The organism is Aliiroseovarius sp. CAU 1755, from assembly GCF_054482655.1.
The window spans coordinates 612042-625187 of sequence record NZ_JBTLRH010000002.1; the positions used below are offsets into that span (position 1 = coordinate 612042).

Here is a 13146-nt window from a genome sequence, read left to right on the forward strand (position 1 = left end):
CCGGCCTCTACGCATCAGGTAAGGGCCGGCGTGATGTTTGGAATTTTGTCGGGGTTTTCGGCGGGCTGAATCGCGTCGCTTTTGGGCATAGCGCGCAAGGCCATGTGTTACACCCTGTGTCACAGGTTCAGAATGCTGTGACACACAGGTCGTTTCGGGCTGGGTTAAGCCTTTGTTTTCTTGAGCATCTCTAAGAAAGTTGGCTGGGGTGGTAGGATTCGAACCTACGGTACACTGTACCAAAAACAGTTGCCTTACCACTTGGCTACACCCCAGCAGTGCGCGCTTTCCTAGCCAAAGCCAAACCAAGGCGCAACCCCAAAATGGGGGAATGCGAGTGAATTTCCAGTTGGCCTCGTGACCTTCCACAACGGGGCCTTCGGCCTAATCTGGTTACAAGGTTTGGTCATACGCACCGACCGAAGGTTCTTGTTGCAGCAAGGCGTTGAACCCGTCGAAGATATGGCGCAAATCCTCGGCGCTTTGCATGCTTTCGCAAACGACAACAAGGTTGGGCGTGTTGGACGATGCTCGGATCAAACCCCAAGAGCCATCCTCAAGCTTAACCCGCGCCCCATTCACTGTCAGCATCCCGGCGATCCGTCGTCCAGCGATCTTCTCGCCGGCTTGCTGCATCTGTTCAAGCCGATCCCTCATTCGCGCGACAACCGCGTATTTCTGGTCGTCCGGGCAGGCCGGAGACAAGGTCGCAGAGGTCCAGCACGGTTCCAGTTCGTCTACGAGATCAGATAGCGATTTGAGCGGATGACGGTCCATCAGGCGGCAGATTTCGACCGCGACACGCAAGCCGCAATCATATCCCCGCCCAATCGGCGGGCCAATGAAGTAGTGGCCTGACTTCTCAAACCCAGCCAACGCGCCAGTGTCGTGAAGCCTCCGTTTCATATGGCTGTGTCCGGTCTTCCAGTATTCGACGCATGCGCCGTGCTCGGCCAGCACCGGGTCGGTTGCGAAAAGGCCTGTGGATTTTACATCTGCCAGAAAGTGTGACCCTGGAAGCGCGCGCGCCATGTCACGGGCCAGGATCAGACCCATCTTGTCAGCAAACACCTCGTTTCCCTGCGCATCGACAACACCGCAGCGGTCGCCGTCTCCGTCAAAGCCAAGGGCAAAGTCGGCACCAGATGCGCGGACGGCCTGCGCCATGTCATGCAGCATCTCAAGCGCTTCGGGGTTTGGATTGTAGTTAGGGAAACTGTGGTCCAGTTGGCAGTGCCGTTCGACAACCTCTACGCCAAGGCGACGCAAGAGGTCGGGGGCAAAGGCGCCAGCCGTGCCATTGCCCGTCGCGCAGACGATCTTGAGAGGGCGCGACAGACCCGGCCCGTTTGTCAGGTCGGCCAAATATGCCTCTTTGATACCGTCCACGCGGTCGATCCTGCCACCGCCCTGAACCGTCCAATCGCCGGTTGTCGCTATCTCACGAAGCTCTTCCATGTCCTCCGGCCCATGCGTGCACGGGTGATCAAAACCCATTTTCACGCCCGTCCAGCCATTCGGGTTGTGGCTGGCTGTGACCATGGCGACGGCCGGAATATCGAGATGGGCCTGCGCGAAATACGCCATCGGCGACAGGCTAAGCCCTATGTCGCGCACATGCGCCCCGGCCATCTGCAAGCCTTCGGCCAATGCGTCCTTTACCGACGGGGAATAGCTGCGAAAGTCATGCCCCAAGATGATCTGTGGCCCAATGCGGCGACGCATTAGCTGCGTGCCCAAAGCAAGCCCGACACTGCGCATTCCGGACAGATCGATGTCTTCAGGAAAGCGCCAGCGCGCGTCGTACTCTCGAAACCCGCTGGGGGAAAGTCGCATGGTCATCGCTGTAGCGGCCGGGTTTTTGCCAAGGCATCGAAAGCGGCGAGGTCATCGACCAGTTGCGCCATCTGCTCAAGCGGAATCATATTCGGGCCATCTGATGGGGCATTGTCGGGATCGGGGTGCGTTTCGATGAACACGCCTGCGATCCCCGTCGAAACCGCTGCGCGCGCCAACACCGGGGCGAATTGCCTTTGCCCACCAGAGGTGCTGCCCTGCCCCCCCGGCATCTGCACCGCATGGGTCGCATCCATCACGACAGGGTGCCCAAGCGCCGCCATCTGCGGCAACGCCCGCATATCCGTCACTAGCGTGTTGTAACCAAACGCGCTTCCCCTCTCGGTCAATATCACCTGATCATTGCCGGACCCGGTCACTTTGCCCACGGCATGCGCCATGTCCCAAGGGGCAAGGAACTGGCCTTTCTTGATGTTGACGGCACGCCCCGTTCGCGCTGCCGCAACCAAAAGGTCGGTTTGGCGACACAAGAAGGCCGGGATTTGCAGGATATCTGCGACTTCGGCCACGGCCGCGCAATGTTCGGGCTGATGCACATCCGTCAGAACGGGCGCGCCTATTTGTGCGCGGACCTCGGCCAACATCCTGAGCCCTGCATCAAGACCCGGACCACGGGGCGCATCAAGCGATGTCCGGTTTGCCTTGTCAAACGACGCTTTGAAGACATAGCCCACACCGGCACGCGCGCAGATCGAGGCCATCTTGTCCGCAATCCGCAGGGCATGATCGCTGCCCTCCAGCTGACACGGGCCTGCGATGATGGTCAACGGCAGATCATTGCCAATCTCAACCGATCCGACAACCACCCGCCCCATATCAGGACGAGACCTGTTCACGCAGGATCGACACCGTAATCGACACCATCAGATAGATGCCTGAAAAGATCAGAAACGCCAGCATGGTATTCTCAAAGGCGCGCGGATACGTGGGTTCATCCGGCGCGACAGGCCGTACGCCAAGCTCTAGATACCGGGTCTGCTTGTTGGCCTCGATCCGTGCTGTTTCCAGCTGTTGAAGGGCCTGCTGCATCAAAAGCGTGCGCGTTTCCAAATTGGTCTGGGCAATGCGCAACTGGCCACTGATTGACGCCAATGATCCGTTTTCGCCACCCGCTTCGGTCAACTTGGCCCGCAACTGGCCGATCAATGTTTCCAGCCGTTCGATATCGCCGCGGACCCCGTCAACACGGGCCTTGTTGGGGCGACTGTTGTCCAGAAGTTGCCGCAAGGCCAAGTGCTTTTCCTGAACCTGAACCTCAAAGGCATTGATTTGGCTCATCAGCGACGACGCATCCGATGCTGCGTCAAAAACGCCCATCTTTTCTTGCAGGCGCAAAACCTCTGCCTGCGCGGCGAACATTTCAAGCTCGGCTTCTTCGTAGCTTTCGCGCGAGCCCTTCATCTGGTCTTCGCGCAAGCGTTGCGTCAGATTGTCCACGCGTTCTTCGGCATAGGCGATCAAACGCTCTGAAAACTGCGCACTGGCCGCTGGCGTTGGCGCCACAATTTCCATTTTGACGATGCCCTCGGTCGGATCGAAGCCGATCTTCACGTTCTTTTTGTAAAGTTTATACGCCGCCTCGTTCGAGGCATTGTCTTCAAGCCGCTGAACCGCGTCGATCTCGGGGTCCGAGAACACGGCCTTGTAGCCGACATCCTGATCCAAACGCAGCATCGCATCGCGCGAGGTCAGGTAGCTTTGAACCGTGGTGCTGTCTTGGGACGTCGCCAGACCTGATCCGGCAAACAAGCTGCCAAGACCACCGCCACCCGCGCCATCGGCTTTTTGAATGACGAACTCGGTCTTCGTCGCATACATCGGGGTTGCGACATTGTAATAATAGTAACCCGCGATAATCGTGGGCAGAAAAACGAAAAAGGCCAGCCGGACCACAAGCATCCGCAACTTGCGGCGGCGGCGGCGCGCAATGTCTTTCTGAATTTCCAAGACCGACCGCGCACGATCTGCTTCATCATAGACATGATTGGCCGGTAGCTGCGGCGGCACGACGGTCTGGGGAAGGTGAACAGACTGATCCGCATCTCCGGACCCATCGGCGGCCGGTCCGACCAAATCCAACATGTTGGCCCGCTGGAACGGGTCGATTCCGGCACGCCGCAATTGATAAACGGCGTCAAAATCCGAGGTGGTCGCCAACCCGTGCTTTTGGGCGACCCGACGCGCCATGCGCAACTGGCGACCGGTCAGACCCTCCTTGCGGATTGCTTCGACCGCTTGTTCGGGGGTCAGGTCGTCCTCCGCCAGGGTGCCCGCGCCTTGCGTGCCCTTGAAGCCTTCTTTCGGGAACCCATCTTCGTGTGGCGCTTGGGCGGCAGCCTCCAACGGATTGAGCGGTCGCGCGGCTGGCCCTGCCCCGCCCACCTTGGGGGAAGCGCGTGTGCCAGCAGGATCGCCGGACGCATTAGCGATGCTCGCCTGGTCGGGTCCGGTGCGACCCTCGTCTGCCACCGCATCTGGTTGCATCGCATCACCCGTCGCGGGGCGCTCCGTCGCAGCTTGACCGGTCCGGCCGATGCGATACTTCTTAGCCTTGGGTTTGGTAGTCATAAAGCTGTTTCGCTTCTTCCAAAGTGTCAAACATTTTGAACTGACCGTCGCGCAGAACGGCGGCGGAGTGACAGAATTTTTCCAGAGTCTGCGCCTGGTGGGATACGACGATGACAGTAGCGCCCTTTAGCCGTTCCTGAAGCACATCACCGGCCTTGCGGTTGAATTCGACATCCGTGGTCTGCGGCATGCCTTCGTCGATAAGGTAGATATCGAAGTCCAGCGCCAGCAGCAAAGAAAAGGTAAAACGCGACCGCATGCCGCTGCTATAGGTGGCGACCGGGAAATCATAGTATTCCTCAAGCCCGCAGAGCCAGCGGGTAAATGCCTCGATATAGTCCGGGTCAAGGCCATAAAGCTTGGCGATATACCGCGCGTTTTCTTTCGCGGACAGGCGACCGCTTACACCGCCCATGAACCCCAAAGGGAAAGAAATGCGACAGCTGCGCACAATCTCGCCCTCGTCTGGTTTTTCAAGCCCCGCCATCATGTTGATCAGCGTCGTCTTGCCCGTCCCATTGGGCGCCAGGATGCCCAGCGAATTGCCCAACTCAACGCGAAACGACGCATTGTCCAGAATGACTTTGCGCTGTTTCCCCGTCCAAAAGGACTTGCTGACATTTTTGAACTCGAGCATTCGACGCTCCGGCACTGCTTTCGCCTCTCCGCTCTTATCAGAGCTTCGTTAACGTAGGCCTATAACGTCCCACTTGGGCAGCATTATGTCGGAATTTCACCGAAAATGACAACGTATAACAGTGGCTGACGAACCCTTGCGCGCGATTGGCAGGCAATCAGCGACAGGCGCATGGAACTGACACCAGCGCCTTCGGGGCCACATGGAAATCAGCCGTTTTGCTTTTCAACCTTCAGCAACTTACCCGCAGAAACGGACAGGAACACCGCCGCGAAACTGAACAAGGCACCCATCTTGGCCGCATCGAGAACGGGTCCGGGCACAAAGGCCGCCGAGGCTACGAACAGCGAGACGGTAAAGCCGATGGCGGCGACAAAGCCGATGACCACCAAGTCACGCGTGCGCATCCCAGCAGGCAATCCCAGCCCCATGGGATAGGCCGCAAGCCACCCCATTAAAAAGATACCCAGCGGTTTACCGATGATCAGGCCGGCAAAGACAAGCCACGTCGCCTCAGAGATGGCACTGAACTCCACCCCGGCATTCAGAAGGCCGAAGAAGAACAGCACGACATTGACGGGGATCGCCAGGGTATGCTCCATCTGGTTGAGCGTGTCGGTCAGATATTTCTCGGCCTCGGCAAACAAGCCGAAGGCGCGGTCGGCATGAGGGATCGCGGGAATGATCGGCAACAGGCCCAAGGCCGGGTGAATACCGGCTTGTGCAAATCCGAACCAGCTCAGACAGCCCGCGATCGCATATGGCATCCAGCCAAGTTTCTTGCGCACCCATGTTGAACGAGACCGCAATTGGTCACCGCGATCCAGATATCGCGGTAGCCAGTTGAACAGCAAAAAGGCCGATGCAGCAGCGACGATCGAGAGCAAAAGCCAGACCGGCGCCAATTCGCCCGAAGGGTAGAAAATCGCAATAATGATCAAACCCACCGCGTCATCCGCAATCGCCAACAGCAAAAGAAAGCGCACAGCAGGGTGGCCTGCCCCAAACACTATTCGGCCCACCAGATAGCTGAACGCAATATCGGTCGCTGTCGGAATGGCCCATCCACGCGACACCGCATCAAAGGTGGTCGATCCGAGGAAATAGGCGATACCCAGATAGACCACGATTGGCCCCAGCATGCCACCAGCCGTCGCCACCAACGGCGTTGCCGCCTTTTTGCCACGCAACGATCCGTTTTCAAGGATCACGGCTTCCCATACCTCTTTGCCCGCAATCGCAAAGAACAACGCCATCAGCATGTCGTTGATAAGATAGTGAAACGTCAAAACCCGTTCGAAATCACCGTATTCAAAGTGATGGACGGCGTCGCCCAGCGCGCGTTCCCAATGGCCGACATCCACACCGATCCAGCCGTTGAACAACAAGGGATACTCTACGATTAGGTGGTAGGAGTCCGGGTTGGTATTGGCCCAGACCAAGGCAATCACCGCACCGCTGATCAGAAGGATCGAGTAGGCCGTGATGAAATTCCACACGCGATACATGAAATGTCCCGTCTATTTGCCATTGCTGCAAACGGGTCGCGTCCTTGCCCGTAACGACAAGGACGCGGCCAACTGGTTCTTTGAGTGTTGGAGATACTGCAGCCGGGCGCAAACAACAATGGCTAGGCACGAACTTGCGACAGAGCAGGCCTCAGGCGATAGCGCCCCAACTTAGCCCGGCAACAATCGCTCCGATAACGGCCAATCCAAGATAGGCCGCAAACACGCGGGGTTTGACCAAGGCCCAAACCGCGACCGCTGCAGGAATACAGCTGACCCCGCCCGCGATCACAAAGGACATCGCTGCACCGTTCGACATGCCCTGTTCAAGCAAGGCTGCCACCATCGGCACGGCGGCATAGCCGTTCAGATACGCAGGCGCACCGACAATGGCGGCCAACAAGATCGGTCCGATACCGCTGCCGCCCAGAACCTGAGCGACCATATCAGCCGGGATAAACCGCAGCATCAAGGCTTCGATCATATAGGCCAGTAGCAGCCATTTGCCCAAGAACATAAGGTTCTCGAACGCGGTATCGCGGAATGTCGTGCGACGATCTGCCTGTTGCCAGAACCGCCATTTCACCTCGCCAGCATAAACGTCGGCGGCGGAACCCGCACCACAGCCTGACGATGCGCAGCAGGCCTTGGCCGGCGTATTTTTCAAAGGGTCAGAAAACAGAACTGTTTTTGCCATCGCTTTTACCGTGAACCCGCCGAACAGGCCAATGGACACCGCGGCAATCGTTTTGGCGACGGCAAAGCCTGTGCCCAATGTGCCCGCGGTGATCGCAAACATGGCAGGGTCCATCAGGGGCGAAGACAACCAGAACGCCATCACAGCCGACAAGGGTGCTCCGACGGCCAGCAAGGCTGCAATGAACGGGATCACCTCGCACGAACAGAACGGCGACAATCCACCCGCGAGCGCCGCCAAAACGATCATCCGCACTTCGCGCCCCGCAAAAGCACGCGCCAAAAGGTTCTCAGCGCCAGTTGATTTCAGATATGCCACGGCAAGGATCGCGAACAAAATGAAGGGTGCCGTGTGCATCAGAGCGGTCAGCGCGAACGTGATCATTGGCCAAACCTCGGCCGGTTCAAAGACCGCAAGCACCAGCGGGATCAGCACAATAGCCACCCAGGCTTTGTCGATCTTCCAACCTTTGGCGGGTGTGGGCGAATGTGTCGTGTCAGCCATGATCGTGGCCCTTTCCTTCCGGGCAATCAGCGCAGCATTCTGACAGAAGATAGTCTGACAGTGCGCGCATGACCTCGTATTCGGCAGCCGCGCAAATGATGCTACGGCCTTGCTTTTCCTGCGTCACCAAACCGGCAGCCGCGAGGATTTTCATATGGTGGGTCAAGGTCGATCCCGTGACGCCACAGCGTTCGCCCAGCGCGCCGATGGACAGCCCTTCTGGCCCGGCACGGACCAATGTGCGCAACACTGACAGGCGGTGTTCAGATCCAAGCGCTGCGAACTGCGAGGCCGCGATATCGACATTGATTGATTCAAGAGATTCGTGTTTCATATTTCTAGTAATATCGAAGAGTTCACGCCACACAAGATATATTTCTACATTCACCGAAATATTGCCCGCTCGATGTCTCCCCCCTAAACTCACCCCATGAAGGAGCTGCAACGCGACATCGCGGCCTGCCGTTTATGCGCGGACAGGTTTGCCAAGACCGAAACCGCCCATACGCCGCGCCCCGTGGTCTGGTTCCAGTCTGACGCACGCATACGCATCATAGGGCAGGCGCCGGGGTTGCGCGTGCATCGGTCCGGCAAGCCTTTCGATGACCCGTCAGGAGATCGGTTGCGTGACTGGATGGGCGTGGAACGATCGATCTTTTATGATCAGACCCATATCGCAATCACCCCAATGGCGTTCTGCTTTCCGGGCTACAACGCCGCCGGGTCGGACCTGCCACCCCCAAAGATTTGCGCCACGACATGGGCGGATCGCGTGGATCGCGCCCTTGCGCAGACACCGCTGACCCTGATCATCGGCGGGCACGCACAGGCCCGCCACCTTGACCGCAAGCAAAGCGTCACAGATGCGGTGAAGGCATGGCGCGATCATGCGCCGCGCCTGTTTCCCTTGCCTCATCCGTCTTGGCGCAATACGGGATGGTTGAAGAAAAATCCGTGGTTCGAGACCGACCTGCTGCCCACCTTGCGCGCGCGCATCGCCGAGGAACTGGGCCAAGGACCCGCGCCAAAGAACGAACGGCCACAAACAGACAAAGGCACATGATGACCGACACAACACGCCTTGATGACGCGCATGCCGCCATGCAGGACGACCTGACAAGCGACGCTGCCCGACTTCGGTTCTATGAACGGCTCGCTGACGGTGAATTGTTCCTGCTGCTGACCAAAGAGCCCACGGGCGACGATATCGAACCAGACCTGTTCGACCTTGACGACGCCAAATATGTGCTGGTGTTTGACCGCGAGGATCGGCTGGCGGACTTCGTGGGCAGCCCTGCCCCGTATGCCGCTTTGCCCGGACGGGTAATCGCCGGGATGCTGGCCGGACAAGGGATCGGACTTGGCGTGAACCTTGGGGTCGCGCCGTCGTCGATCCTGATCCCGGCCGAGGCTATGGAATGGCTGTCTGACACGCTGAAGACAGGGCCGGAACAGATCGAAGCGCGCATCGCAGAGCTTCATCCCCCTTCTGTTCCCGAAGCGTTGATCACGGCGCTGGATGCGAAGCTGGCGACGGCGGGCGGGCTGGCAAGCCATGCCTGCCTGGCCTGCGTGACCTATTCAGACGGGCGCAAAGGGCACCTTCTGGGCTTCATTGATCCGGTCGAGGGCGCACAAAACGCCCTGGCAGGCGCCGCAAACGAGGCGCTCACGTTCTCGGGTCTTGATGCAGGGCAAATGGATGTGGGGTTCTTCGAAGGAAACGCGCAGGTGGCCGGCAAGCTGGCCGCGATCGGGCTGCGCTTTGACCTGCCCGCGCCTGAGCAACCTCAACGTCTCGCGCCCGTTGCGCCTGGCTCTGATCCGCAAAAGCCACCGATCTTGCGATAGGGTCTTTGACAGACCAATCCGCAGCCACCACGGCCCTGTCAAGGCGGGCACGTCAGACAACGGCTACACGAGGTCCAACCCCGTGCGCGCCGGGACAGCGGATCAGCTTTTCTTTTTCTTCTCAAGCGCATCCAGTCGAGCTTTCAGCGCCTCATTTTCCTCGCGCGCCTTCTGGGCCATGGCGCGCACGGCGTCAAATTCCTCGCGGGTGACGAAATCGCGGTCCGCCAACCAGCGGTCCATCCAGCTTTTCATCGCGGTTTCAGCTTCGTCCTTGGCGCCCTGAGCCACACCCATGGCGTTGGTCATCAGTTGCGACATATCATCCAAAATCTTGTTGCGCGTCTGCATCGGCATCTCCTCGCTTGCTGGACCCTATATGCGCATTTGAACCCGCAGAGACAAGGTTGACTTGTCCCACCGGACAAGGTCAGGAATGCCCCATGTTTTTGGCGATCCCCTTTCCCGCCATCTCGCCCGAGATCTTCTCGGTCGAGATTGGCAGCTTCACCTTTGCATTGCGCTGGTATGCGCTCGGATATCTTGTCGGCATCGCGGTGGGGTGGTGGGTGATCGCCCGCGCCATTTCCAACGCGGCGTTGTGGCGCGATGAGCCCCCCATGACGCGCGCGCAGTTGGAAGATCTTGCGACCTGGGCGATCATCGGCATCATCGTGGGTGGCCGACTGGGGTATGTGCTGTTCTATGAACCCGCTTATTTCATCGCCAACCCGCTGGATATTCCGAAGGTCTGGATGGGCGGCATGGCCTTTCACGGCGGTTTCTTGGGAATCGTGACCATCACTTGGCTGTTTGCCCGCAAACACCAGATTGCCCTGGCGCAACTGGCTGACCTGCTTGCCATCGCAGCCCCGATCGGTATCGGGCTGGTGCGGCTGACAAATTTCATCAACGCCGAGCTTTGGGGCCGCCCTTCGACGGCACCATGGGCCGTGATCTTCCCCGGTGAGGCCGCGCAGGATTGCCCCCAATGGGATTTCGCACTGGGCGCCTGCGCGCGTCATCCCAGCCAGCTTTACGAGGCCGCTCTGGAAGGTTTACTGCTGGCCGCTATCCTGCTCGTGCTTGCCTTCGGGCGCGGCTGGCTGAAGCGCCCCGGTATGCTGACAGGGCTGTTTTTTCTTGGCTACGGGTTGGCGCGGTTCACGGTCGAGTTCTTCCGGCAGGCGGATGCGCAATTTATCACACCCGACAACCCGTGGGGCCACGTCATCAGGGTCGGTGACTGGGGGCTGACCATGGGCCAGACCTTGACGCTGCCGATGATCGCCGTCGGCTTAGTGACCTTGATCTGGGCCGCGCGGCGCGCGCCGAAGGCCTCCACCGGATGACCCCGCTCGCCCAGATATTGGCCCGCCGGATTGCGGCGACCGGCCCGATGTCCGTGGCCGATTATATGGCCGAATGCCTCATGCATCCTGACCACGGCTATTACGCCACCCGCGACCCGCTGGGCGTGGCCGGCGACTTCACCACCGCCCCCGAGATCAGCCAGATGTTCGGCGAGATGCTGGGCCTGGCGCTGGCGCAAGCCTGGATGGATCAAGGCGCACCAGCATCCTTCACGCTGGCAGAGCTTGGCCCCGGTCGCGGCACGCTGATGGCAGATATCCTGCGCGCAACGACCGCCGTGCCCGGGTTTCATGCGGCGGCAAACCTGCATTTGGTCGAAACATCACCCGTGCTGCGCAGCCTCCAAAGCAAAGCCCTTGCGCCACGCAAGCTGGTGCACCACGACACCGTCGCGACGCTGCCTGATGCGCCCTTGTTCCTTGTGGCGAACGAGTTTTTTGACGCCTTGCCAATCCGACAATACCAGCGCGATGGCGCGGGCTGGCGCGAACGCCAGATTGGATATCAAGACAACAAGCTGACGATGGGGTTGACCGACCCCATGCCCGTCGATGAGCTGACCTTCAGGTTAGAGGACACCCGCGACGGCGACACCGTCGAACTCTGTCCTGCAGCCACCGGCATCATGGCTTTGCTTGCAGAGCGGATCGACACCCATGGCGGCGCGGCATTGATCGTGGATTATGGTGACTGGCGTTCTGTCGGTGACACGTTGCAGGCAATGGCGTCGCATGAATACGTGGATCCTTTGGCCACCCCCGGTGAGGCTGATCTGACAGCACATGTGGATTTCGAGGCCTTGGTCCGGGCGGCCGACCCGCTGGTGCCGCACCTGTTGACCCCGCAAGGCCTTTTTCTGGAGCGTCTGGGTATCACCCCGCGTGCTCAAGCCCTTGCCGATCGCCTCAGCGGCGATACGCTGGCGACTCATATCGCTGCGCACAGGCGCTTGACGCATCCCGATGAAATGGGGACGCTCTTCAAAGTGCTGGGCCTGACTCGCGCCGACGCGCCCGATCTGCCCGGTCTGACCCGCAACCTTTCTCACTCCGGCCTCGCATGACCCTTGAAATCATCACCTCTGACGCCCTTGCCCCGCTGATGCATGGCTTTTTCACCCGCAAAGGTGGCGCATCCTCCGGGGTATATGCCGGGTTGAACTGTGGTTCCGGCAGTCAGGACCAGACTGAACTGGTGGCGATCAACCGCGCGCGCGTTGCCGACGCCATGAAGGTGGAACAAACCCATCTTTGCGGTGTCCATCAGGTGCACTCACCCGATGTTGTGACTGTGGATGGACCGATCGAGGGCGACAAACCAATTGCTGACGCAATTGTCACCGCCACGCCGGGGGTCGCGCTGACCATCCTGACCGCAGATTGCCAACCCGTGCTGTTTGCTGACCTCGAAGCCGGCGTCATTGGCGCGGCACATGCAGGTTGGAAAGGCGCACTTGGTGGCGTCCTGGAAGCAACAATCGACGCGATGGAGGCGCTTGGCGCGCAACGCGCGGCAATCACGGCAATCATCGGCCCAACAATCAGCCAACGCGCCTATGAAGTCGGTCCGGAGTTTCTTGAGGACTTCATGGGCCAGAACCCGGATTACAGTCGCTTCTTTGCGCAAGGCAAGGAAGACCGTGCCATGTTCGACCTTCCCGGCTTTGGACTTCACTGTTTGCGCGCGGCAGGTGTTCGGCACGCGGAGTGGGTGCGTTACTGCACGTATTCCGACCCGGAGCGATTCTATTCCTATCGCCGAAGCTGTCATGGCAACGAACCTGATTATGGCCGCCTCATTTCAGCGATCCGGCTCTGACCCCAAGACCTCGCCACATTCGCGCCGCATTGTGGCGCAGAGGACACCCGCCTCAAGCGCGAAAAGGACTATGAATGACTGGGGAATTCGCCCAAACCACACCCTGAATGTCGGAAACCTGAAGTTTCTTACCAGTGCCAAACCCATGCCCCAATCGCGATCTAGCTTATACCCAGACGAACAAGAATTGGTCTTCAGGACCGCAATCGGACGAGGTTGGCATGTCTATCAAACGCCGCTGGATGAAATGGATCATTGACGCTGAAACAGATGTTTCGGCCCTGCCCCATACCCGCGCAATGCGCCAATCCCGCACCATGCACGTCGCATAA

At 59.4% G+C, this 13146-nt stretch carries 13 protein-coding genes and 1 tRNA gene; 5 read left to right on the forward strand and 9 right to left on the reverse strand.

Features of this window, described 5'->3' with window-relative positions:
• Positions 1 to 200: 200 nt before the first annotated feature.
• From ACXYMP_RS10060 to ACXYMP_RS10095, 8 genes are all read right to left on the reverse strand, one after another.
• Positions 201 to 275, reverse strand: a tRNA-Gln gene (locus ACXYMP_RS10060).
• 118 nt (positions 276 to 393) lie between these two features.
• Positions 394 to 1836: a phosphomannomutase/phosphoglucomutase gene (locus ACXYMP_RS10065; RefSeq protein WP_458906049.1), complete on the reverse strand. Its 1443-nt coding sequence runs from the start codon at positions 1834 to 1836 to the stop codon at positions 394 to 396.
• A gap of 2 nt (positions 1837 to 1838) precedes the next feature.
• On the reverse strand, positions 1839 to 2672 hold the full coding sequence (kdsA, locus tag ACXYMP_RS10070; protein ID WP_298566137.1) for a 3-deoxy-8-phosphooctulonate synthase: 834 nt from the start codon (positions 2670 to 2672) through the stop codon (positions 1839 to 1841).
• Between the two features lies 1 nt (position 2673).
• Complete coding sequence (locus ACXYMP_RS10075) at positions 2674 to 4425, reverse strand: capsule biosynthesis protein (RefSeq protein ID WP_458906051.1); 1752 nt, start codon at positions 4423 to 4425, stop codon at positions 2674 to 2676.
• Positions 4403 to 5062, reverse strand: coding sequence for an ABC transporter ATP-binding protein (locus ACXYMP_RS10080; RefSeq protein ID WP_298565055.1), 660 nt, complete (start codon positions 5060 to 5062; stop codon positions 4403 to 4405). Before ACXYMP_RS10080 ends, ACXYMP_RS10075 begins: the two co-directional genes overlap by 23 nt.
• A 209-nt stretch (positions 5063 to 5271) precedes the next feature.
• Complete coding sequence (locus ACXYMP_RS10085; RefSeq protein ID WP_458906054.1) at positions 5272 to 6570, reverse strand: Na+/H+ antiporter NhaA; 1299 nt, start codon at positions 6568 to 6570, stop codon at positions 5272 to 5274.
• Between the two features lie 151 nt (positions 6571 to 6721).
• Positions 6722 to 7771, reverse strand: a complete 1050-nt coding sequence (locus tag ACXYMP_RS10090) for a permease (protein WP_458906056.1) — start codon at positions 7769 to 7771, stop codon at positions 6722 to 6724.
• Positions 7764 to 8105 carry an ArsR/SmtB family transcription factor gene (locus ACXYMP_RS10095; protein ID WP_298565046.1) on the reverse strand — a complete coding sequence of 114 codons (342 nt, stop codon included), beginning with the start codon at positions 8103 to 8105 and terminating at the stop codon, positions 7764 to 7766. Before ACXYMP_RS10095 ends, ACXYMP_RS10090 begins: the two co-directional genes overlap by 8 nt.
• Before the next feature lie 96 nt (positions 8106 to 8201).
• On the opposite strand from ACXYMP_RS10095, the gene ACXYMP_RS10100 reads away from it, so the two are divergent.
• A complete protein-coding gene (locus ACXYMP_RS10100) occupies positions 8202 to 8834 on the forward strand; it encodes a uracil-DNA glycosylase family protein (RefSeq protein WP_298565043.1) in 633 nt (210 codons plus the stop codon).
• Complete coding sequence (locus tag ACXYMP_RS10105; RefSeq protein WP_298565040.1) at positions 8834 to 9622, forward strand: SseB family protein; 789 nt, start codon at positions 8834 to 8836, stop codon at positions 9620 to 9622. The genes ACXYMP_RS10100 and ACXYMP_RS10105 overlap by 1 nt, the downstream gene beginning before the upstream one ends.
• A gap of 102 nt (positions 9623 to 9724) precedes the next feature.
• Here the strand turns inward: ACXYMP_RS10105 and ACXYMP_RS10110 are convergent, their stop codons facing one another.
• Positions 9725 to 9973 (reverse strand): accessory factor UbiK family protein, encoded by a 249-nt coding sequence (locus tag ACXYMP_RS10110; protein WP_298565037.1) that lies wholly within the window; start codon positions 9971 to 9973, stop codon positions 9725 to 9727.
• 92 nt (positions 9974 to 10065) lie between these two features.
• Here ACXYMP_RS10110 and lgt point away from each other — a divergent pair, with 92 nt between their 5' ends.
• From lgt to pgeF, 3 genes are read left to right on the forward strand one after another with little or no spacing between them, the layout of a single operon-like run.
• Positions 10066 to 10974, forward strand: coding sequence for a prolipoprotein diacylglyceryl transferase (gene lgt, locus ACXYMP_RS10115; protein ID WP_458906059.1), 909 nt, complete (start codon positions 10066 to 10068; stop codon positions 10972 to 10974).
• The gene (locus tag ACXYMP_RS10120) at positions 10971 to 12059 is read left to right on the forward strand and encodes a class I SAM-dependent methyltransferase (RefSeq protein WP_458906061.1); all 1089 of its coding nucleotides are present in this window, start codon (positions 10971 to 10973) and stop codon (positions 12057 to 12059) included. The genes lgt and ACXYMP_RS10120 overlap by 4 nt, the downstream gene beginning before the upstream one ends.
• Positions 12056 to 12814: a peptidoglycan editing factor PgeF gene (gene pgeF, locus ACXYMP_RS10125; protein ID WP_458906063.1), complete on the forward strand. Its 759-nt coding sequence runs from the start codon at positions 12056 to 12058 to the stop codon at positions 12812 to 12814. Before ACXYMP_RS10120 ends, pgeF begins: the two co-directional genes overlap by 4 nt.
• Positions 12815 to 13146 lie beyond the last annotated feature (332 nt).